This is a genomic window from Pasteurella oralis, assembly GCF_002850605.1.
Classification (GTDB): Bacteria; Pseudomonadota; Gammaproteobacteria; order Enterobacterales; family Pasteurellaceae; genus Pasteurella; species Pasteurella oralis.
Genome location: NZ_NXGB01000003.1, coordinates 298,149 through 320,118 on the forward strand (window position 1 = coordinate 298,149; position 21,970 = coordinate 320,118).

At 37.6% G+C, this 21,970-nt stretch carries 19 protein-coding genes; 10 read left to right on the forward strand and 9 right to left on the reverse strand.

Annotation, left to right across the window (positions count from 1 at the left end):
• Nucleotides 1-198 precede the first annotated feature (198 nt).
• A complete protein-coding gene (gene raiA / locus C0975_RS05635; protein WP_049216463.1) occupies nt 199-516 on the forward strand; it encodes a ribosome-associated translation inhibitor RaiA in 318 nt (105 codons plus the stop codon).
• A gap of 50 nt (nt 517-566) precedes the next feature.
• Here the strand turns inward: raiA and xerD are convergent, their stop codons facing one another.
• From xerD to proC, 3 genes are read right to left on the reverse strand one after another with little or no spacing between them, the layout of a single operon-like run.
• Nucleotides 567-1,460: a site-specific tyrosine recombinase XerD gene (xerD, locus tag C0975_RS05640; protein WP_101775416.1), complete on the reverse strand. Its 894-nt coding sequence runs from the start codon at nt 1,458-1,460 to the stop codon at nt 567-569.
• A 2-nt stretch (nt 1,461-1,462) separates the two neighbouring features.
• Nucleotides 1,463-2,620 carry a 3-phenylpropionate MFS transporter gene (locus tag C0975_RS05645; RefSeq protein ID WP_101775417.1) on the reverse strand — a complete coding sequence of 386 codons (1,158 nt, stop codon included), beginning with the start codon at nt 2,618-2,620 and terminating at the stop codon, nt 1,463-1,465.
• Complete coding sequence (gene proC, locus C0975_RS05650) at nt 2,620-3,447, reverse strand: pyrroline-5-carboxylate reductase (protein ID WP_101775418.1); 828 nt, start codon at nt 3,445-3,447, stop codon at nt 2,620-2,622. Before proC ends, C0975_RS05645 begins: the two co-directional genes overlap by 1 nt.
• Before the next feature lie 94 nt (nt 3,448-3,541).
• Here proC and rdgC point away from each other — a divergent pair, with 94 nt between their 5' ends.
• Complete coding sequence (gene rdgC / locus C0975_RS05655) at nt 3,542-4,450, forward strand: recombination-associated protein RdgC (protein ID WP_101775419.1); 909 nt, start codon at nt 3,542-3,544, stop codon at nt 4,448-4,450.
• Nucleotides 4,451-4,509: 59 nt separating this feature from the next.
• Here the strand turns inward: rdgC and C0975_RS05660 are convergent, their stop codons facing one another.
• On the reverse strand, nt 4,510-5,658 hold the full coding sequence (locus C0975_RS05660) for a LysM-like peptidoglycan-binding domain-containing protein (protein WP_101775420.1): 1,149 nt from the start codon (nt 5,656-5,658) through the stop codon (nt 4,510-4,512).
• A gap of 91 nt (nt 5,659-5,749) precedes the next feature.
• Nucleotides 5,750-6,763, reverse strand: a complete 1,014-nt coding sequence (gene epmB / locus C0975_RS05665) for an EF-P beta-lysylation protein EpmB (RefSeq protein WP_101775421.1) — start codon at nt 6,761-6,763, stop codon at nt 5,750-5,752.
• A 35-nt stretch (nt 6,764-6,798) separates the two neighbouring features.
• Between epmB and efp the strand changes: the two genes are divergently transcribed.
• The 7 genes from efp to mfd all read left to right on the forward strand — a co-directional run bounded on the left by efp (nt 6,799) and on the right by mfd (nt 15,630).
• Nucleotides 6,799-7,365 carry an elongation factor P gene (gene efp, locus C0975_RS05670; RefSeq protein WP_049216457.1) on the forward strand — a complete coding sequence of 189 codons (567 nt, stop codon included), beginning with the start codon at nt 6,799-6,801 and terminating at the stop codon, nt 7,363-7,365.
• 175 nt (nt 7,366-7,540) lie between these two features.
• Complete coding sequence (locus C0975_RS05675) at nt 7,541-8,641, forward strand: PhoH family protein (RefSeq protein ID WP_101775422.1); 1,101 nt, start codon at nt 7,541-7,543, stop codon at nt 8,639-8,641.
• On the forward strand, nt 8,642-9,109 hold the full coding sequence (ybeY, locus tag C0975_RS05680) for an rRNA maturation RNase YbeY (protein ID WP_101775423.1): 468 nt from the start codon (nt 8,642-8,644) through the stop codon (nt 9,107-9,109).
• Between the two features lie 135 nt (nt 9,110-9,244).
• Nucleotides 9,245-9,853 (forward strand): DUF5358 family protein, encoded by a 609-nt coding sequence (locus C0975_RS05685; RefSeq protein ID WP_101775424.1) that lies wholly within the window; start codon nt 9,245-9,247, stop codon nt 9,851-9,853.
• Between the two features lie 15 nt (nt 9,854-9,868).
• A complete protein-coding gene (locus C0975_RS05690; protein ID WP_101775425.1) occupies nt 9,869-11,836 on the forward strand; it encodes a tRNA(Met) cytidine acetyltransferase TmcA in 1,968 nt (655 codons plus the stop codon).
• A 38-nt stretch (nt 11,837-11,874) separates the two neighbouring features.
• Nucleotides 11,875-12,063 (forward strand): DUF5363 family protein, encoded by a 189-nt coding sequence (locus C0975_RS05695; RefSeq protein WP_101775426.1) that lies wholly within the window; start codon nt 11,875-11,877, stop codon nt 12,061-12,063.
• A 129-nt stretch (nt 12,064-12,192) separates the two neighbouring features.
• Entirely contained in the window at nt 12,193-15,630 is a 3,438-nt protein-coding gene (gene mfd / locus C0975_RS05700) for a transcription-repair coupling factor (protein ID WP_101775427.1), read from the forward strand.
• Between the two features lie 164 nt (nt 15,631-15,794).
• Here mfd and mglC read toward each other — a convergent pair whose 3' ends face one another.
• From mglC to C0975_RS05720, 4 genes are all read right to left on the reverse strand, one after another.
• Nucleotides 15,795-16,805, reverse strand: a complete 1,011-nt coding sequence (gene mglC, locus C0975_RS05705) for a galactose/methyl galactoside ABC transporter permease MglC (protein WP_101775428.1) — start codon at nt 16,803-16,805, stop codon at nt 15,795-15,797.
• 23 nt (nt 16,806-16,828) lie between these two features.
• Nucleotides 16,829-18,349, reverse strand: coding sequence for a galactose/methyl galactoside ABC transporter ATP-binding protein MglA (mglA, locus tag C0975_RS05710; protein ID WP_101775429.1), 1,521 nt, complete (start codon nt 18,347-18,349; stop codon nt 16,829-16,831).
• Between the two features lie 69 nt (nt 18,350-18,418).
• Nucleotides 18,419-19,411 (reverse strand): galactose/glucose ABC transporter substrate-binding protein MglB, encoded by a 993-nt coding sequence (gene mglB / locus C0975_RS05715; protein WP_101775430.1) that lies wholly within the window; start codon nt 19,409-19,411, stop codon nt 18,419-18,421.
• A 294-nt stretch (nt 19,412-19,705) separates the two neighbouring features.
• On the reverse strand, nt 19,706-20,698 hold the full coding sequence (locus tag C0975_RS05720; RefSeq protein WP_101775431.1) for a substrate-binding domain-containing protein: 993 nt from the start codon (nt 20,696-20,698) through the stop codon (nt 19,706-19,708).
• A gap of 225 nt (nt 20,699-20,923) precedes the next feature.
• Here C0975_RS05720 and galT point away from each other — a divergent pair, with 225 nt between their 5' ends.
• Nucleotides 20,924-21,970 carry a galactose-1-phosphate uridylyltransferase gene (gene galT / locus C0975_RS05725; protein WP_101775432.1) on the forward strand — a complete coding sequence of 349 codons (1,047 nt, stop codon included), beginning with the start codon at nt 20,924-20,926 and terminating at the stop codon, nt 21,968-21,970.

Sequence of the window (21,970 nt, forward strand, 5' to 3'; positions counted from 1 at the left end):
ATCTTCTCAATCATAGCAACTTTCTTTTAATAATCTAGTATTAAATGATAATTTTTCTATCTAGATCATACTTTTGAACTTTTCCAAAAAAATTCAGCAAAAAAACTTGAAAACTGATGACAAGGGGACTATGTTGTAGTTAAGGATTATTAATCACAAGGGACATTAAGTCCCCTTTTCAACAGAGAGGTAAATGCTATGACTCTAAATATCACAAGCAAACAAATGGAAATCACCCCTGCAATCCGTGCTCATGTCGAAGATAGACTTGCTAAATTAGGAAAATGGCAAACTCAATTAATCAATCCCCACTTTATTTTAAACAAAATCCCCAAGGGCTTCTCTGTTGAAGCATCAATTGGCACGCCATTAGGTGACTTGTTTGCGAAAGCTGAGTCAGATGATATGTATAAAGCAGTTAATGAAGTCGAAGAAAAGTTAGAGCGTCAGTTAAATAAATTACAACATAAAGGTGAGGCGCGCCGCGCTGATGAACGTTTAAAAGATTCTTTTTAAACGATAATAAATTAGTAAAACTGCATCTTCTTGATGCAGTTTTTTTATTTTTATCCTCTTGGATGATAGCGTTGATGTAAATGCTTTAAGCGTTCTTTCGCAACATGAGTATAAATTTGAGTAGTAGAAAGATCGCTATGACCTAAAAGCATTTGTACTACACGTAAATCTGCACCATGATTCACTAAATGGGTAGCAAATGCATGGCGAAGTACATGTGGTGATAAGCTAGCTATATCAATTTCTGCAAGTAGTGCGTAATGTTTAATCCGATGCCAAAAAGTTTGGCGAGTCATTTGTACTGCTCTTTTACTTGGAAAAACCACATCTGAACTTTGTCCATTAAGCAAAAATGGACGACCATAAAGCATAAATTGTCGGATCCAATAAGTTGCTTCTTCTCCGATAGGCACTATGCGTTCTTTATTACCTTTACCGATGACACGTACAATGCCTTGATTAATATCTATGTTTTCGATAGTCAGTGAAACTAATTCGGTAACACGTAGTCCTGTCGCATATAATAATTCCATCATTGCTTTATCTCGTAATTCTAATGGAATTTCTACATCAGGTGAATTTAATAGAGTTGTTACTTGCTGTTCAGTTAAATACTTAGGCAAGCGAGTAGGCAGTTTGGGTGAGCTTAATACTGCGCTAGGATCATCAGCACGATATTTTTCTCGATACAAATATTGAAATAATTTACGCATTGCACTTAATAAGCGAGCTGTACTGGTTGCTTTATAACCTTGTGTTAAACGTTCTCCTAAAAAAGTTTGTAAATCTATTGCATCTAAATTCAGTAGCGTTAAGTTATGTTTTTCCAGCCATTTTGATAGTGCAGTCAAATCTAAACGATAAGATTGCACTGTATTTTCAGATAAATGTTTTTCTATCCACACTTCATTCAGAAAGAGTTCAATTAACGCGCTATCTTTCATAGTTAGCACCTTTTAAGCAAAAATGCATCTACTTTACGTGGAATAGCAACTAAAGCGAGTGCCGCAAAAGCCATCATAACAAGAAAAGTGATGGTAGGAGAAATAGGATATAACACACCTGAAAGCGCAGTGAGGAGTGCGACTGCGCCACAACCAGAAATACCATTATATAAGCCTTGGAGCTTGGCAATATGTGAAATAGGTTGTGTAGTGAAGTAGCGAATGATGGCATAGTGGCTTACTGCATAAGTAAAACTATGTAATGTTTGAATGAGGGCTAATGACATTATTTCTTCTGCGACACTGAGTGCTCCCCAGCGTATTACAGTAGCGATAGCGGATAAATAAAATAACGAACTAACTTTCCAAGTACGAAAGAGTTTGGTTGAGAAAAAGAATAACAACATTTCTGCGATCACACTTAATCCCCACAATAAGCTGGTTGTTTGTACAGAAATCCCTAAGCTCGTCCAATATAAGACACTATAGGCATAGTAAGTAGCATGTGACCCTTGAATTAATGAGATAGCGATAAGTAAACGCAGTGTCGTTTTGTTTTGTAATAAGTGTTTAAAGCTAACCTGATTTCCTATCGCACTTTGTTGATCTTCAGGCATGGGGGTTGGGATTGTCATTTGCATAGTAGCGTAAATCATTAAAAGTGCGGTTAAAATCCATACAATACTGCTTTCTCCTAATGTACCAATAACATAACCAAACACCACAACGCCGACGACAAAAGCAAGAGAACCGATCAAGCGGGCTTTACCATAGTCTAAATGGATTTGCTGTTGCCACACACTTGCAAGCGTATCGCTCAGCGGCATACCTGCAGAATTGACCATTGCAAATAAGGCGATAGCGATAAAGAGTAACCAAAAGCTTTCTGCAATGAAACTCATGCTGAAGACAATCAGGCAACTTATCCAAGCTAAATAGCGTAAAGCGTAGATCAGTTGAGAAGCTTTTTTAAGCAGGCTGGAAAAGAAAATACCACCAATAAAACGAAAGACATAAGAACTAGCGATAACTAATCCGATTAATTCTTCTCCATAAGATTGGGATTTTAACCACACGGGAAAGAAAGGGACAAACACACCGTAAGCACAAAAATAGCCGAAAAAGCTTAAAGCAAGCCAGTTAAATGCTGAAATTTTCATTAAAACAATTTTTCCATTTGTTGAGAGCGTTCGACACAAGCATGCATGGCTTGTTGAACAGTTTGTTGTAAATTTTGTTGATTAAATATAGCGAGTGCAGCAGCGGTTGTGCCTCCTTTGGAGGTGACGTTTTCACGTAGGGTGGAAATGGTAAGTTCTGGATTTTCTACCACCATTTTTGCTGCTCCTAATGCTGACTGCTGTACTAATAAACGCGCAGTAGTTTCATCTAAATTCATCGCTAACAAGGCTTTTTGCATTGCCTCCATGAATAAGAAAAAATAGGCAGGACTGCTTCCTGAACCTGCTGTAATTGCATGCATTTGATCTTCATCTGCCACCCAACAAGTTTTACCTACCGCAGCTAATAAATCTTGTGCAAAATTTTTGAGTTCAATAGGTAAATTGGTAGGCGCAAATAAGCCTGACATCCCTTCTGAAACGAGTGCTGGTGTATTAGGCATCACTCGAACAATATGTTGAGCTGAGGGTAAAAGCTGACTTAACCTTGCCTGCGAGATACCCGCTGCAATGGAGATCACCAATTTTTGGGTAAAATTGACCGCACTTAAACTGTGACAAACATCGGCGAGTACTTGTGGTTTGACGGCAAGCAGTAAAACTTCTGATTCTCTGACCGCAGTTTGATTGTTTATTTCTGTGCTTTCGACTACTTGAATACCTTTTTGGGCAAATTGCGTTAGTTTGTCAGTATTAGGATCACAAACCGTAATTTGTGCCGCAGGATAGCCTTGTTTGAGTAAACCGAAAATAATCGCTTGCGCCATATTTCCGCCACCAATAAAGCAAATGGATTTAGTTTGCATATTTTATCTCGAACTACGTTACAATATGAGGGATATTGTCGCGAATGCGACACAGAATTTGCCTATTCTACCTGAAAAAAAGAAGGAACAAACTATGTTTTGGTTTAAAAACGCCATGATTTATCGTTTAACTAAAGATTTGGATTGGTCAGCTGAATTACTACAAAATCAATTACAACGATGTGAATATCATCCTTGCCAGCAATCAGATATGAGTAAATTTGGCTGGACAAACCCTTTACGAGGCAGTGAATTGTTATATTTTTCAGTTGGCAAACAACTCTTATTGGTCGCACATAAAGAAGAAAAAATCTTGCCAGCTCAGGTAGTCAATGCTGAACTTGAACAGCGTGTGACTCAGTTAGAACAAAAAGAAAATCGCAAATTAAAGAAAGTGGAAAAACAAACGTTGCAAGATGATGTCATCGCTGGATTATTGCCGCGCGCATTTAGTAAAAGTCAACAAACCGCATTATGGATTGATACAGAGAATAATTTGATTTATGTGGATTGTGCATCAAGTAAACGCGCAGAAGATACATTGGCATTATTACGCAAATCACTCGGTTCTTTACCTGTCGTGCCGTTAGCTTTTGCTAATGAACCTAGTTTAATTATGACAGATTGGATCAGTCATGATAGTACGCCACAATGGTTGATACCTTTAGAAGAAGCAGAGTTAACTGGCAGTAGTGATACTGGGATTATTCGTTGTAAGCAGCAAAATTTAGATTCAGAAGAAATTCAATCATTATTAGTAGCAGGTAAACTTGTCACTAAATTGTCTTTGGCTTGGGAAGAGCATCTCAGTTTTGTGTTAAATGAAGACGGTACTTTGAAGCGCTTAAAGTTTGCGGATCAAATTCGTGAGAAAAATGATGATATTTTAAAAGAAGATTATGCGCAACGTTTTGATGCTGATTTTGTGTTGATGACAGGGGTGTTAAGCCAATTGATTGAGAATTTACTTGATGATTTTGGTGGTGAAAAAGAACGGTTATAAAGTGAATTTTTGACTACACAAGAGAAAGCCTGTGATTACACAGGCTTTTTTACATGTCCTTATTTTTTATAAAGATAACTACCATCTGCTTGGCGAATAAATCTTGCACCATTTTCTAAGCGAAGTTCAGTGACTCGCCCTTGTGCATTTACTGCAACTTGCACTTTATCACCTGCTTTAAAGCTGCTTAAGGCATTACCTGCTCCAGCTGCTTTTGTCATGGCGTTTACATCTGCAATATTTAAATTATGATTGCGAAAAACTTGCATTAAACTCACGCCTTGTGGAATGGTTAGCGTTTTCCCTTTATTTGATTTAGCTGGTTCAGCATCAACAACAGGTGCGGCTTTCTTTTCAGCCTTTACTTTTTCAAGGGGTTTTATTTTTTCTACTGGTTTAGTTTGTTCAATAACTTTTGCTTTTTCCACCACTTTCGGCTTTTCAACTGCCTGTACTTTCTCAACAACTTTTTGTGGTTCCACTGGTTGTTTTACTGGTTGAGGTTTTATTTCAATAGGCTGTTCAATTTTAGGTTGCTCAGTTTCAGTAGATTGTATTGTTGTCGGTGGCACGGCTATATCTGGCGCTGTTGACATATTATTTAATGTCGTATCATTTTGTACACGTTCAACAGGCATAGTCGTTGGCTCGTTTATCTTTTGCGGTTTCTTTAAATCATCCAAAATTGAATTTTCAAGTGCTTGCTGCTTATCTAAAGGCTGGAATTGAATTGGTACCGCATTACTATTTTGTTGTTCAAATGATTGGACTGTTTCAGAGCTTGGTTTTAAGGCAAAGAAAATAATCAGTAATAAAATGAGGGCTAATAATGTGACAAATAAACGACGGTGTTGTTGTGGTAATACTTGTAACATTGGCCAAGTTTCTGGATTTTTCCAGTTGATTTTCGTTGCAACAGCAACAGACGTTGCTTCGGGTTGTGCATACTGAACGTCTGCTGTTGTTTCTTGAGTATCATTTTCAGTATTAGCTATTGCTGCTTCACTGAATGTAGGTTCTTTACGTGCACTAAATTGAGATTCTGCTTGCTCCTTTTTAGCAAATAAACTTTTTGCTTTATCAAAAATTGATGGCTCTGGTTTAATCACTTTTTTCGGTGTAATTGGCTCAACTTGGTTAAACTCTAAATCCAACTCATTCTGTGCTGGATTATGTTCAACCTCTGGCTTTTGTTTTTCTGAATCCACGATAGTACCTCAATTCTAAATAGCTTAACTTATATACACTTTAAAGTGCGGTCAAAATTTGGTTTATTCTAAAGGATATTTATTGATTTTCCTATGCTGTATAAAGGGTTTTATTTGGCTCTTTCGCAATTTCACGGGCTAATTTCGGTACCAAATAGCCTGAAGTGATACTTTGTAATTCTTTGTAAATTTTTATTGCTTGTTTATCATCAATATAAAAATGGCTTGCGCCTTCTACTTTATCTAGTAAATGTAAATAATAAGGCAGAATATTAGCGGTAAACAGTTTATCACCTAATTGTTTTAAAGTATCAGCATTGTCATTGATCCCTTTAAGTAACACTGCTTGGTTTAATAAGACCACACCAACTTGTTTTAGTTTAATTATTGCTTGTGTTAATTGTTGGTCAATTTCATTTGGATGGTTGATATGTGTCACCATGACACTTTGTAAACGACAGTTTGCTAACATGTGACAGAGTGCATCTGTAATGCGTTGTGGAATCACAACAGGCAAGCGTGTATGAATGCGCAGACGTTGTAAGTGCGGTATGTTTTCTAGCTTTTTTATTAACCAGGCTAATTCATGATCTTTTGCCATTAAAGGATCGCCACCAGAAAAAATCACTTCTTCAATTTCTGGGCGAGTAGAAATATACTCTAATGCTTTTTGCCAGTTTGCTTTATTACCTTTGTTATCAGCGTAAGGAAAATGGCGGCGGAAACAGTATCGACAATTTACAGCACAGCCGCCTTTAACCATTAATAACAAACGGTTACGATATTTATGTAAAACGCTAGGTATAACCGCATTCTGTTCTTGCAGAGGATCTTGTATAAAGCCTTCTACTTGCAAAAACTCATCATTGGCAGTCATCACTTGTAGGAAAAGAGGATCTTTCGGGTTGCCTTTTTCCATTTTAGCGACAAAAGGCAATGGCACTCGCATAGCAAATAGGCGGCGTGCTTCAATATCTTTTTCAAAAGAGGTAATGGGTAAATTGAGTGTTTTTAATAATATTTTCGGATCGGAAATGGCATTTGCTAGATGATCTGTCCAACTTTGTTCTTCTCTAATTGCTATATTTTGAGTTAAAATGTGCACTTTTGAAAACAATCTCTTTATAACTTGAGGATAATATGGCTACATATACTACCAGTGATTTCAAACCAGGTCTAAAATTTATGCAAGATGGTGAACCTTGCGTGATCGTTGAAAATGAATTTGTTAAACCTGGAAAAGGTCAGGCATTCACTCGCACGCGTATCCGTAAATTAATTTCTGGCAAAGTATTGGATGTGAACTTCAAATCTGGTACTTCAGTTGAAGCTGCTGATGTAATGGACTTAAACTTAACTTACTCATACAAAGATGATGCATTCTGGTATTTCATGCATCCAGAAACATTTGAACAATATTCAGCTGATGCGAAAGCCGTTGGTGATGCAGAAAAATGGTTATTAGACCAAGCAGATTGTATCGTGACATTATGGAATGGTTCTCCTATCTCAATTACACCACCAAACTTTGTAGAATTAGAAATTGTCGATACCGACCCAGGCTTGAAAGGTGATACTGCGGGTACAGGTGGTAAACCTGCAACATTAAGTACGGGCGCGGTAGTCAAAGTCCCTTTATTCGTTCAAATTGGCGAAGTTATCAAAGTTGATACACGTTCTGGTGAATACGTTTCACGTGTAAAATAAGCAAATTTTGATTGCTATAATGTGATAAGTGAAGGCAAGCAAAGAAGCTTGCCTTTATTTTTCTTTGTCAAGATAAAATCTCTTTCTATTTATCCTTGTTACAATCTCACCTAGCAAATTCGGGCTAATCTCTTTACAATACAGACAATTTTAAATTTTATTTTGAGGTTTAGCTTTGAGCGATTTACTCACTGAAATATTTACACTGGAGCCACAGGATAATGCGCGTTTGCAAGCATTGTGTGGGGCATATGAAGGTAATTTACAACTGATTGAAAAATCATTGAACTTAACAATTTTACGTCGTAATTTTACTTTTACTATTCAAGCTAACACGCAGGAAAATAAGCTTCATCATGCTACTTTGCTGAAAAGTGCGGCTAAATTAATTCAAGTTTTGTATTTAGAAACCGCACCTGTGCGTGGCCAAATTAAAGCGCTGGATTTAGAAGATGTACATATCGCTATTCAAGAAAGTCGTATTTTAGTACAACAGAGTGAAGATACTGAAGGCAGCAAAGTATATGCTTCTTCAATTAAAACCAAACGTGGTTTGATTAAGCCACGTGGTCCGAATCAAGTTCAATATTTACATAATATTTTTCGGCATGATATCAGTTTTGGTATTGGTCCTGCGGGGACAGGGAAAACTTTTTTGGCAGTAGCGGCAGCGGTTGAGGCTTTAGAAAAGCAGGACGTCCGTCGAATTTTGTTGACTCGTCCAGCAGTAGAAGCAGGCGAAAAATTAGGTTTTTTACCTGGTGATTTAGGGCAAAAAATTGAACCTTATTTACGTCCACTGTATGACGCACTTTTTGAGATGTTAGGTTTTGAGCGTGTGCAAAAATTAATGGAACGTAATGTGATTGAAATTGCACCTTTAGCTTATATGCGTGGTCGTACTTTGAATGATAGCTTTATTATTCTTGATGAAAGCCAAAATACCACAGTCGAACAAATGAAGATGTTTTTAACGCGTATCGGTTTTAATTCAAAGGCAGTTATTACGGGTGATATTACGCAGATTGACTTACCACGTAGCCAAAAATCAGGCTTACGTCATGCTATTGAAGTATTAGAACATGTACCAGAACTGAGTTTTAACTATTTTGAAAGTAAAGATATTGTCCGCCATCCAGTAGTGGCAAAAGTGGTGCAGGCTTATGATGTTTGGGAAGCTCAAGATGAAATGCGTCGTGCTGCAATTGCTGAGCAACGTCGCCAAGAGTTTGCTGAAAAAGAGCGGTCAGAAAATTCGCTTAATGAGAATACATAAATGAAACAAGTGATCATTGATTTACAAATTGCTACTGAACATCGAGAAAACTTACCGAGTGAAGCACAAATTCAAGCATGGGCAAATCGAGCATTACAGCCTAAATTGTCAGATGTGGAAATGACAGTACGCATTGTAGATGAAGCTGAGAGCCATGAGTTAAACTTGACTTATCGTGGTAAAGATAAACCCACAAATGTGCTTTCTTTTCCCTTTGAGTGTCCAGATGAAGTCGAACTTAGCTTGTTAGGCGATTTAGTTATTTGTCGCCAAGTTGTAGAAAAGGAAGCACAGCAGCAAGGTAAAGCGCTGATGGCACATTGGGCGCATATGATTGTGCATGGGAGTTTACATTTACTGGGTTATGATCATATTGACGATGCGGAAGCAGAAGAAATGGAGAGCCTAGAAACTGAAATTATGCAAGCTCTTGGCTTTGATGATCCTTATTTGAGTGAGAAAGCATAAAAATTTTGTAAAAATAGACCACACTTTTAAACCATTTTGTAAAATAGTGGTCAAAGAAAACCTAAATTTAATCAGGGGAAAATAGGTAATCTTGTATTGGATTTTCCCTCGTCATGAGCAAGATAGGAAGAAATGATGTTTAAAAAATTACTAATTGGCTTATCGATGTTAAGTTTAACAGCATGTGTTGCTTATTATCCTTATCCACAATATGAGCCTCAATATGAACCTAAATTTGAGCCTCCTTTTGAGCACAGTGAATCCCCAAGAAAGCCAAAAGTGAATACGCCGCAATATAAAATTTCTACTGAACAAATGCACAAGTTCGTTTTGGCGCAAAATAATACGCATAGTTGTTTAGACCCAGAATTAGGAAAACAACAAGATCAGCGTTTAACTGCCTTAGAAAAACAAGTATTGAAAGATTTAGTATATGAAGAATTAGTGAAAATTGTTGGAAAAGAGAATGCGCAAACGATTTATGATGACCCTGAATCTTATCGCTATTTTCAGTTCAAATATAAACAAGTAAAACATGATATTACCAATATTCGTGAGCGTGATTGCCGTACATTAAAAGAACGTTATCAACAGCGATTTAAAGAAGCTAGACGTGCACGTGGATTAGAAGAGCCGCGTGATACTTCAATTCATGGTCGTATCCAAGAACAACAAAAATCGATTGAACGCCGAATTCGTGATCAGCAAGAAGAAATGGAACGTCGTATGAAATCACCATTTTAATGGGCATGAATTGATATGACCAGACATGTGGTTTTTTGGCAAGGTACTGAAGCACTACTTGTACAGCAATGTTTATATCAGATTGATCATTTAATACAACAAAAAAGTGCGGTATGGATTGGTGAATGTTTACCGCACTTTACTTCTATTCCTCATTTTCCTTTTCACACAGCAAAAAATTTGCTAGGTCGTGAGTTTTCATTAATTATTTATAATGGTTGGCAAGGGCTAAATTTAGAAGCCTTAGCAGTAGCAAGTGGTACTTTAACCCTGCAAGGTATCTTGTTGATTTTACTTCCTGACTGGCAGGATTTAGTGAGTCAGCCTGATCAAGATAGTTTACGTTGGTGTGGTGAAGAACAACCAATTACAACACCGCATTTTAGCCGCTTTTTCCAACAAAAAGTGGCTAAATATGCGTTTCCAGTTTATCACAAACAGACAATTCCCCCTTTTGTTTTAGCTTCTCTCCAGACAACGATATCTCAACATACACAACATTTAAGCAATAAAGTACCTACTTTTGAACAGCAGCAGATTTTATCTCAGCTGATACAAGAAAGTGTGCCCATTTTTATTGTGACAGCAAAACGTGGACGTGGTAAATCTGCTTTAGCTGGTTTATGGGCAAAATATTTAGTACAACAAAAGCAGCCTGTGATTCTGACTGCGCCAAATAAAAATGCGGTCAATGTGTTACGAGAATTTGCTGATGTGGATGTGCAATTTCTGTCGCCAGATCAACTTTATGCGCAAATTCAACAAAACCCACAGCAATTTGAACAACATTGGTTATTAATTGATGAAGCTGCCATGATTCCTTTGCCATTACTTAATCATCTCACTGCAAGTTTTAAACAAGTTTTATGTACCACAACAATGCAAAGCTATGAAGGTACTGGACGAGGGTTTTTACTTAAATTCATGGCAAATCTTAAGCGTCCTTTTGTACACTTGCAATTGCACACTCCTTTGCGTTGGCAAAAGCAGGATAAATTAGAAGCTTTTATTGATGAGTTACTGTTATTGCAAGCTGAGGATCAATTGTTACAACTCGAAAAGAGCGTGACAACTACATTCACTTACCAAGCCTACACGCAACAACAACTGGTTACACAACAAAAAATAATACCTTTTTATGCGTTGTTAACATTAGCGCATTACCGTACTTCACCCGTTGATCTACGGCGTTTATTTGATGCACCAAAACAGCAATTTTATGTTGCAGAAAGTGCACATCAGCTTGTCGGTGCGATTTGGTTGGTAGAGGAAGGGGGGCTTATCGATGAGCAATTGATTTGGGCAATTGAACGTGGTATTCGTCGACCAAGAGGTAATTTAGTTGCACAAGCCCTTTGTTTTCAAGCACACTTGCCTGATGCTTGCCGTTTGAAATCTGGGCGTATTTCACGTATTGCCGTGTTACCACAATGGCAGCAGCAAGGAATAGGGAGGCAACTTGTTGATACCTTAGTACAAGACTGCCAAGTCGATTTTCTTTCTGTCAGTTTTGGTTACACCACCGCATTAGCGTATTTTTGGCAAAAGTGCGGTTTCTTTTTGGTGAATTTAGGCGAGCAAAAAGAGGCGAGTAGTGGTTGTTATTCAGTGATTGCTGTAAAACCATTAACTGCACAAGGTGAACAGTTTTGTCAGCAGGCTAAATCCCAATTTGAACGTAATTTGGCATTTTCTTTTCATCCTTTGCGAACTGAATTTGTATTATCTACACAAGATTGGCAATTATTGCCACAAGATATTACTATTTTACAGAAATTTGCTGATTATCATACTACGCTGTCCGCTTGCTTACCTTCAATTCAGCGTTTAATGGCTGTTTCCAGCGAACAAGATTGTCCAAGCTTAAGCGCATATTGCCAACATCGCCACACCACTCAATTAGCACTAAGTAAACAAAATTGGTTGAAAAGTTGTCGTTTAGAAGTCAAGAAAATGTTGCAAAAATATACAACAGTTTTATGATATTGTTATCTTACTAAAGCAATGGGGGAGGAAGCATAATGAGCGAAAACACTAAGAAAAAAAGCTTATTGCGTAGAGTTTGGGATGAATATAATAAATTCTGTAAAGATATTGGTGTAGAACGTGGTGGGGGTAGAGGTTGTTGTTGCGTGCCAGTTGTGAAATTTGATGAAGATTGGACACCAGAAGAAAAAGCGGCGCAAGAAGCAAAAAAGAAAACATTTTAGAGAGGAAACCAAGTTTAGCTTGGCTTTTTTACTGGTTTTTTATACAGATATTTATTGGAAAAAAGCCTAAACTAGGCTACACTGTGCTCCATCTTTTCATTTTATTTTATCTCACAATATACTGTAGTTATGACAACCACCTATTTTGATTTAACTATTCCAACCGAAGCTAATGATCATAAAATTTTAGGTAATGTGCTATCTGGAGCTGAGGCGTTGATCATCAGTGAAATTGCTAGTCAGTATCATGGATTAAGTATCGTAGTGACTGCGGATACTCGAAGTGCGGTACGTTTAGAAAAAATTTTGTCACAATTCAGTCAACAAAAAATTACTTTCTTTCCTGATTGGGAAACTTTACCGTATGATGCATTTTCCCCCCATCAAGAGATTATCTCCTCACGTTTAAGTGCCTTATTCCAATTGCAACATAGCCAAAATGGGATTTTCATTTTACCTATTAGCACGTTAATGCAGCGTTTATGTCCACCAGAATTTTTACAACATAATGTTTTATTAATTAAAAAAGGCGATCGTCTAAAAATTGAGAAAATGCGTTTGCAACTGGAGAGCGCAGGTTATCGTGCAGTAGAACAAGTTTTGGCGCATGGAGAATACGCGGTTCGTGGTGCATTGTTAGATTTATTTCCTATGGGGAGTACACAGCCGTTTCGCTTGGATTTTTTTGATGATGAAATCGATTCTATTCGCACTTTTGATGTTGATACGCAACGCACATTAGCTGAAATTAACTCGATTAATTTGTTGCCCGCACATGAATTTCCTACGGATGATAAAGGGATCGAGTTCTTCCGAGCGCAATTTCGCGAAACTTTTGGCGAAATTCGCCGAGATCCAGAACATATTTATCAGCAAGTAAGTAAAGGCACGTTAATTTCAGGGATTGAATATTGGCAACCACTTTTTTTTGAACAAATGGTAAGTCTGTTTGACTATTTACCTAAGCAGAGTTTATGGCTGGATTTAGGTGACATTCAAGCACAGGGTGAGCGTTTCTATCAAGATGCACAACAACGCTATGAAAGCCGCAAAGTGGATCCTATGCGTCCATTATTGCCCCCAGAGCGCTTGTGGCAACGCATTGATGAGATTTATCATCAGTTAAAACAATACCCAAGGATAAGCTTAAAAAATGAGAAGCTCCGCTCTTCTGCTCGTCAGAAAAATTTAGCGTTACAAGCTTTACCTGAACTCACTATTCAATCGCAACAAAAAGAACCTTTGAAATTGTTACGTCAATTTACGGAACAGTTTGCAGGCAGCATTGTCTTTTCAGTAGAAACAGAAGGACGGCGTGAAACCTTATTAGATTTGCTATCTCCACTTAAAATAAAACCTCAAAAACTGACCGCACTTTCGCAAGTTACACAGCCTTATAACTTATTAATCAGTGCGTTAGAGCAAGGATTTGTGATAGCGCAAGAACCACCTTTGGCAGTAATTACTGAAACAGAGCTATTAGGCGAACGAGTACAACAGCGTAACCGAGATAAACGGAAATCTGTGAACCCAGATACGTTAATCCGCAATCTTGCTGAGTTAAAAATTGGGCAGCCAGTAGTACATTTAGAGCATGGTGTAGGGCGTTATGCTGGCTTAGTCACTCTTGAAAATGGTGGGATTAGTGCTGAGTATTTGTTACTAAATTATGCAAATGAATCTAAGCTTTATGTGCCAGTTTCATCATTGCATTTAATTAGCCGCTATGTCGGTGGTTCAGATGAAAGTGCGCCATTACATAAGCTTGGTAGTGACGCATGGGTGAGAGCACGTCAGAAAGCGGCTGAAAAAATTCGTGATGTGGCAGCGGAATTACTTGATGTGTATGCACAGCGCGAAGCGCAGAAAGGTTTTGCTTTTCAGTATGATCGAGAAGAGTTTCAACAATTTGCAGCTACTTTCCCTTTTGAAGAAACTGTTGATCAAGAAATAGCAATTAATGCAGTGATTTCTGATATGTGTCAGCCAAAAGCGATGGATCGACTAGTTTGTGGTGATGTGGGTTTTGGTAAAACAGAAGTCGCAATGCGAGCGGCATTTTTAGCCGTCATGAACCAGAAACAAGTTGCTGTATTAGTGCCTACGACATTGTTAGCACAACAACATTATGAAAATTTTAAAGATCGCTTTGCGAATTTGCCCGTAAATGTGGAAGTACTTTCTCGCTTTAAAACAGCAAAAGAACAAAAGCAAGTATTGCAACATTTAGTCGAAGGAAAAGTCGATATTTTAATTGGCACCCATAAATTACTTCAATCAGATGTGCAATTTAGTGATCTGGGATTGTTGATTATTGATGAAGAACACCGATTTGGGGTACGTCAAAAAGAACGTATTAAGCAATTACGTGCCAATATTGATATTTTGACTTTAACTGCTACGCCAATACCACGTACGTTAAATATGGCAATGCATGGTATTCGTGATTTATCCATTATTTCAACACCACCAGCACGCCGTTTAACAATTAAAACTTTCGTTAAACAAGCTGATGATAGCATTATTCGCGAAGCCATTTTGCGTGAAACTCTGCGCGGTGGGCAGGTTTATTATTTACATAATGATGTGGCAAGTATTGAAAATTGTGCTGAAAAACTGACCGCACTTGTACCTGAAGCACGTATTACGATTGGACATGGACAAATGCGCGAGCGTGAACTTGAGCGTGTTATGTCAGATTTTTATCATCAGCGTTTCAATGTACTTGTTTGTTCAACGATTATTGAAACGGGTATTGATGTGCCTACGGCAAATACGATCATTATTGAACGTGCGGATAATTTTGGTTTAGCACAATTACATCAGCTACGTGGTCGGGTAGGTCGTTCTCATCATCAAGCATATGCTTATTTGTTAACGCCGCCTGCAAAAGCGATGACGAAAGATGCTCAAAAACGTCTTGAGGCATTAGAAAGTCTAGATAATTTGGGAGCTGGTTTTATACTTGCTACACATGATCTGGAAATTCGAGGTGCTGGGGAATTATTAGGCTCCGAGCAAAGTGGACAGATTGAATCCATTGGTTTCTCACTTTATATGGATTTATTGGAAAGTGCGGTGAAGGCGTTAAAAGCAGGTCGTGAACCTTCGCTAGATGAATTGACTCAGCAGCAAGTAGAAATTGATTTGCGCTTACCTGCCTTATTACCAGAAGATTATTTAGGTGATGTGAATATGCGTTTGTCTTTTTATAAGCGTATTGCAGGTGCTGAACATAAAAATGCCTTAGATGAATTGAAAGTGGAACTCATTGACCGTTTTGGCGCACTACCAGAAGCAACACGCCATTTATTTCAGATTGCTGAATTACGTCAATTAGCGAAGCAGATCCAGATTCAAAAAATTGATGGTAATGCACAAGGTGGCTTTATTGAGTTTCTAGCAACAGCTGAATTGGATCCAATGAAATTTTTACAGCTAATTCAAGCTGAACCAACGGTTTATCGTTTTGATGGTCCAACAAAGTTTAGATTTAATAAAGCGTTTAGTAGTCACAAAGAGCGGTTAGATTTTGTGGAAAATCTACTGAAGGCGATTTTAGGTTAGCATTGGTTATCAGAGTAAAATGTCTTGAGTAAATTGTGAATAACAGCAAATAAGACAGTTTGCGGTTATTCAACTTACACGAGAATTTCCACTTTATTGTATGGCACTAAAAAAGAAAGGCAATTGTAACAATCGCCTTTTTGTTGCTAGTGCTATACGTCTTTTTATTTTTTCTTCGCGTATTTGAGAGAGTCGATAGCAACGGCAAGAATGATAATGCTACCTTTGATGATATATTGCCAGTACGGATTAACACCGATGTAGGTTAAACCATAGTTGATTACAGTGAAGATAATTACCCCAGTCACTACACCGATGACAGTACCTACACCGCCCGCAAATGACACACCACCAACCACACAAGCTGCAATAGCATCTAACTCATACATGAAACCTAAGTTGTTAGTGGCAGAACCGATACGACCTGCTTCTAACATACCACCAAAGCCATAGAACATACCTGCGATCATGTAGATGACAACTAAGTTACGTGCTACGTTGACACCAGATACACGTGCAGCTTCTGGGTTACCACCAATAGCAAAGATGTTTTTACCAAAACGTGTCTTATTCCAAAGAATCCACACTAAGAAGGTGGCGATAGCCGCATAGATAGTGATGTAAGATAGTTTAAATGTACCAAATTTAAAGAAACCTTGTGCAAAAGCAGAGAATGTTTCGTTAAAACCTGCAATTGGCGAGCCTCCGACAGCATCATAGTAAAGCGAGTTAATCCCATACACAATGATCATTGTCCCCATAGTGGCAATAAATGGCGTGACATTTAAGTAAGCAATAACCAAACCATTCACTAGACCAATGATGGCACCAATTGCACATACAGTTAAGATAACCACCGGAATTGGCAATTCTGGGAGATCTGGAAAAACGCGGTTAAAGTTATCCATCGCCTGTAATAACGTTGCAGAAATTACCGCAGCTAAACCAACTTGGCGACCTGCGGATAAGTCGGTTCCTTGTGTGACTAACAAGCCTGCAACCCCTAAAGCAATGATTAAGCGCACGGAGGATTGAGTTAAAATATTACTAAAGTTTCTTAAGTTTAAGAACGTTGGATCTTGAACAATGATGATCCCTAAGAGAATCAACAATACAAAGTAAATTGCATTTTGTTTAAAGAAATCAAGGGATTTATTTTGTTTTAACGCAGCCATAATTATTTCCTTAATTCTGTGCTTTATAAATATTTTGCAGCGAGTTGTAAAATTTCTTCTTGTGAGGTTTCTGCTGTATTAACAATACCTGCTACTTTACCATTACTCATCACGAGAATACGGTCTGTTACTCCTAATAATTCTGGCATTTCAGAAGAAATCATAATGATACCTTTATCTTTTTTTGCCAATTCCATGATGAGTTGGTAAATTTCATATTTCGCACCAATATCAATACCACGAGTTGGTTCATCTAACATTAAAATCTCAGGTTGAGTTAGTAACCAGCGACCAATAATCACTTTTTGCTGGTTACCTCCAGATAAGGAACCAATATTCGTTTTGTGTGAAGGTGTTTTCACATTCATTGAATCAATTACCCATTGAGTATCGCTTTTCATTTTCGCGTTACTGAGCAAACCAAGCTTACTAATGTAAGATTTCATATTAGAAATCAAGGAATTAAATTCAATGCTGAGATTGGCATAAATTCCAGTAGAGCGGCGTTCTTCGGTGACTAAAGCAAAACCATTATTAATTGCTTCAAAGGCATTACGATTTTTCACTTCCTTATCATGTAGTTTAATGACACCTGATTTGCGTTCACGTACACCAAAAATTGTTTCAACGATATCAGTACGTTTAGCCCCAACAAGCCCTGCAATACCTAATACTTCACCTTTACGCAGTTCAAAACTAACATCTTGAATAGAGGGTTGGTTAAGTGCGGTTAGATTTTCTACAGTTAAGATCGTCTCTTTTGGTTCATTGGTTTTCGGTGGGAAGCGTTGAGTTAATTCACGTCCAACCATCATAGACACAATTTGATCCATCGTGCTGTTTTTTACTTCAACGGTATTAATCCATTTGCCATCACGTAAAATCGTAATTTCATCACAAATTTTGAAGATTTCGTCCATTTTGTGCGAAATATAAATGATGCCACAACCACGCTGTTTGAGTTTTGCAATGATTTTAAATAGATGTTCTACTTCTTTTTCAGATAGAGAGGAAGTTGGTTCATCCATAATCACGATTTTGGCATCATAAGAAAATGCTTTAGCGATTTCGATCATTTGCATTTGTGACACAGAAAGCTTTGCCACTTTTTCTTTTGGATCGATATCGATATCTAATTCTTCAAAGATTGCTTTCGTGTCACGGTACATTTTTCCATGATCGACGAAGCCTGCTTTTAATGGGTAGCGACCAAGCCATAGATTGTCCATAACGGTGGTTTGCTTCACCAAATTAAGCTCTTGGTGTACCATAGAGATTCCGTTTTCTAAGGCCTCTTTTGATGTTTTAAAATTGACTGGTTTATCTAAGAACAGGATATCGCCTTCGTCTTTACTGTAAATACCGAATAAACATTTAAGTAATGTTGATTTACCTGCGCCATTTTCACCCATTAATGCGTGTACAGAATGAGAGCGAACAGTAAGATTGGCATTATCTAATGCTTTAACGCCAGGAAAGGATTTACAGACATTAGTCATTGTGAGCAGTATTTCACTGTCTTGATTTGGAATTTGAGTGGTCATATCCAACCTCACATAAAAAAGAGGGGAGGGTTTACCTCCCCGAGAGTTACAACTTATTGTTATAGATTATTATTTTAAGAAATCGCCTAAATTATCAGCGTCGACACCAACGTAAGGAATACGTACCACACGGTCTTTTAATTGCCATTTTGTTCCTTCAGTAGCTGGTTTACCTTTTGCAAGATTATTTGTTAATTGGACAACGGCTTTACCTTGGTTAACACCATCGTTTAATACAGTTCCTGCAATTTCGCCTTTTTTGATTAACTGTAGTACTTCTGGTAATGCGTCAACACCAAAGATTGGTAATTTTTTACCATGTGCTTTTGTGGCTTCTAATGCACCCATTGCCATACCATCGTTGTTAGCGATGATAACTTCAATTTGACTTGCTTTAGAGCTTGATAGCCAAGCATCCATTTTATCTTTTGCTAAAGCAGCGTCCCACATCCCTGTATCGATAAATAATTGTTCAGTTTGAATACCTTTATTATTTAATTCTTCGATAACAAATTTAGTACGTGCTTCTGCATCTGGGTGACCTGGCTCACCTTTTAACAATACATATTGAATTTTGCCATCTTTATTTAAGTCATAATCAGGGTTTGCTTTCCAATGTTTAGCAATTAATGAACCTTGGATTAAACCTGATTCTTTCGGATCAGTACCTACATAGTAAGCATGTTCATAGCTACCAATTGCTTTTGCACCAGGATCTTTATTGAAGAATACAACAGGAATGTCATCAGGTTTTGCTTTACCGATAATAGTTGGTGCAGCAGCAGGGTCAACTAAGTTAATTGCTAATGCTTTTACACCTTTAGAAATCAATCCATCAACTTGGTCATTTTGTACGGCTTGTGCATTTTGTGAGTCATTCATTAATAACTCAATATCTTTAAATTGTTCAGCTTCTTTATTAATTTCTTTACGCATTAGTGACATGAAGTTATCGTCATATTTGTAAATGGTTACACCAATGCGATCTGCTGCTTGAGCTGCTGAGGCAGCAACACCTAGACCTACTGCTAAAGCTACTGCGCTTAATACGGTTTTTTTCATAATAACTCTCCTGTTTGGGACTAATGGATGTTGTTATCTTTTTGCTTTTTAACCCACTTTGCCTAGATAACTGGTTGGCATGATACTGGAAAATAGTGTTCAAGACTGTGATCTCACTCACATTTGTGAAAACGATTACAATTGACTAATGAAAGTGTTAGATTGATCACATTTTTTATTTGTTTTCTTTTCAATAAATGCAAAAAGTGCGGTGAAATCTTATGAAATTTCACCGCACTTTTTATATGGTTAAATGAAAATGTTTACGTTTTCATAGCTAATGAATCCACATGGCTATTTTTGTTCTACGGAAAAACGCCTTACCAGTGTTGGATTAAATTGAATGTGGGTTGGTGCTTTGACTTCTTGATCAACTAAACTGAGCGCTAATTTGGCAGCGTAAGTTGCCATTAAATCAATCGGATAGCGAATAGTCGTTAATTTAGGAATAAGATAACGCGCAATAGGCATATCATCAAAACCAATAATAGAACATTGTTTTGGTACGTTAATGTTGTTTTCACTTAACACTGAAATTGCTCCTGCTGCCATTGAGTCATTATAAGCCACTACGGCAGTGAGATCGGAGTTATAACTTAATAGATTTATCATGGCTTCTTCTCCACCTTCAAAGTCAGGTGAACTATGAGTAATCGCATGTTCAATGATCGGGATATGATAATGTTTGAGTGCCGCGAGATAACCTTGTTTTCTTTCCACTTCATCACTAATGTAGTGATTTGAACCAATATAGCCAATTTTACAGTGTCCTAATTTAATTAAGGTTTCTGTGGCGACAAAGGTGCCTTTTTCATTATCTAAACTAACGCAACGGTGTTCATAGCCTTGCACAATGCGATTAATGATGACCATGCCTGGTACTTTTGCTAAATATTGGCTAAGTATTTCATCACTCAGTGCCTTGGAGTGAACAACAAGGCAGCTACAGCGTTTACGTAATAATGTATCAATAGCTTCTTTTTCTGCATTGTGGTAACCAATCCCAATCAAAATTGTTTTCTTATATTCTTCAGCGACTTTATCAACAGCTTTAACCAGTATAGCAAAAAAGGAGTCGGTCACATCGGTGACAACGACACCGATAGTATCAGTATTTTTCATTGCAAGAGCTTGTGCATTTGCGTTAGGTTGATAACCTAATTTTTCTACTGCCGCTTGTACTGCTAAGCGAGCTTTGGCACTGGCAGAAGGGTGGTTGTTGAGCACGCGAGACACGGTGGCGACAGAAACGCCTGCGTGTTGTGCTACATCATGAATAGTAACCATAATTAATATGACCTTTCCTTTGAGAACAACTTAATCTCATCATATAAAATTTTTGTTATGTTTGAAAACGCTTACCTTTGAATTTGACAACTAAATCACAAAAATAACGGCAAATCTGTTGAGATTTATTGATTTTGTGATCTAGTTAACAGTTTATTTTTGGTAATTTGTTATCTTATACAAATAACAAAATGTAACCGTTTTCAGTTATTGGGAGTATAAAAGATGAGTCATCAACTATTTGAACCAACCGATCACCCACATCGTCGTTATAATCCATTAACTGATCAATGGGTGCTTGTATCGCCACACCGTGCTAAACGTCCGTGGCAAGGACAACAAGAGAAAGTTGCAGAGGATGAAAAGCCAAGTCATGATCCAAGTTGTTATTTATGCCCGAATAATAAGCGGATTACAGGCGAACAAAACCCAGATTACCAAAGGCCTTTCGTGTTTAAAAATGACTTTTCTGCGTTATTAGAAGATACACCTAACCCAGAAAAAACGACAGATCCTTTATTTCAAATTTCAAAAGCACAAGGCGAAAGTCGCGTTATCTGCTTTTCGCCAGATCATAACAAAACCTTACCATTATTAACAGTCTCGGAAATTGTGGATGTGGTTAAAGTCTGGCAAGATCAGTTAGCTGAATTGGGTAAAAAATATCAATGGGTACAAATTTTTGAAAACAAAGGGGCAGCCATGGGCTGTTCAAATCCCCATCCGCATGGTCAAATTTGGGCGAATAGTTTTTTACCAAATGAAGTGGCACATGAAGATCAGACGCAACGTGCTTATCTAGAAAAATATGGTTCAGTCATGTTAGTTGATTATGCTAAGCGTGAGTTAGAGTTAAAAGAGCGAATTGTGGTTGAAACAACACATTGGTTAGCTGTCGTGCCTTATTGGGCAGTTTGGCCATTTGAAATTTTATTGTTGCCTAAAACACAAGTTAAACGTCTAACAGAATTAGATGAAGAACAGTCACAAGACTTAGCTCTAGCATTGAAAAAGTTAACAACAAAATACGACAATCTGTTTGAAACCTCTTTCCCTTATTCAATGGGATTTCATGCTGCGCCATTTAATGGTGAAAGTAATGATCATTGGCAATTACATGCGCATTTTTATCCGCCTTTATTACGTTCTGCGACGGTACGTAAATTTATGGTGGGTTATGAAATGTTAGGCGAGTCGCAGCGTGATTTAACTGCGGAGCAGGCAGCAGAACGATTGCGCATATTAAGTGAAGTACATTATAAACAAAAATAA

Coding starts and splice junctions, on each gene's coding strand:
- rdgC (WP_101775419.1), top strand. CDS start 3,542: ATGTTTTGGTTTAAAAACGCCATGATTTATCGTTTAACTAAAGATTTG.
- efp (WP_049216457.1), top strand. CDS start 6,799: ATGGCTACATATACTACCAGTGATTTCAAACCAGGTCTAAAATTTATG.
- C0975_RS05685 (WP_101775424.1), top strand. CDS start 9,245: ATGTTTAAAAAATTACTAATTGGCTTATCGATGTTAAGTTTAACAGCA.
- xerD (WP_101775416.1), bottom strand. CDS start 1,460: ATGAAAGATAGCGCGTTAATTGAACTCTTTCTGAATGAAGTGTGGATA.
- mglA (WP_101775429.1), bottom strand. CDS start 18,349: ATGACCACTCAAATTCCAAATCAAGACAGTGAAATACTGCTCACAATG.
- mfd (WP_101775427.1), top strand. CDS start 12,193: ATGACAACCACCTATTTTGATTTAACTATTCCAACCGAAGCTAATGAT.
- C0975_RS05690 (WP_101775425.1), top strand. CDS start 9,869: ATGACCAGACATGTGGTTTTTTGGCAAGGTACTGAAGCACTACTTGTA.
- mglC (WP_101775428.1), bottom strand. CDS start 16,805: ATGGCTGCGTTAAAACAAAATAAATCCCTTGATTTCTTTAAACAAAAT.
- C0975_RS05720 (WP_101775431.1), bottom strand. CDS start 20,698: ATGGTTACTATTCATGATGTAGCACAACACGCAGGCGTTTCTGTCGCC.
- C0975_RS05695 (WP_101775426.1), top strand. CDS start 11,875: ATGAGCGAAAACACTAAGAAAAAAAGCTTATTGCGTAGAGTTTGGGAT.
- raiA (WP_049216463.1), top strand. CDS start 199: ATGACTCTAAATATCACAAGCAAACAAATGGAAATCACCCCTGCAATC.
- ybeY (WP_101775423.1), top strand. CDS start 8,642: ATGAAACAAGTGATCATTGATTTACAAATTGCTACTGAACATCGAGAA.
- galT (WP_101775432.1), top strand. CDS start 20,924: ATGAGTCATCAACTATTTGAACCAACCGATCACCCACATCGTCGTTAT.
- proC (WP_101775418.1), bottom strand. CDS start 3,447: ATGCAAACTAAATCCATTTGCTTTATTGGTGGCGGAAATATGGCGCAA.
- C0975_RS05645 (WP_101775417.1), bottom strand. CDS start 2,620: ATGAAAATTTCAGCATTTAACTGGCTTGCTTTAAGCTTTTTCGGCTAT.
- mglB (WP_101775430.1), bottom strand. CDS start 19,411: ATGAAAAAAACCGTATTAAGCGCAGTAGCTTTAGCAGTAGGTCTAGGT.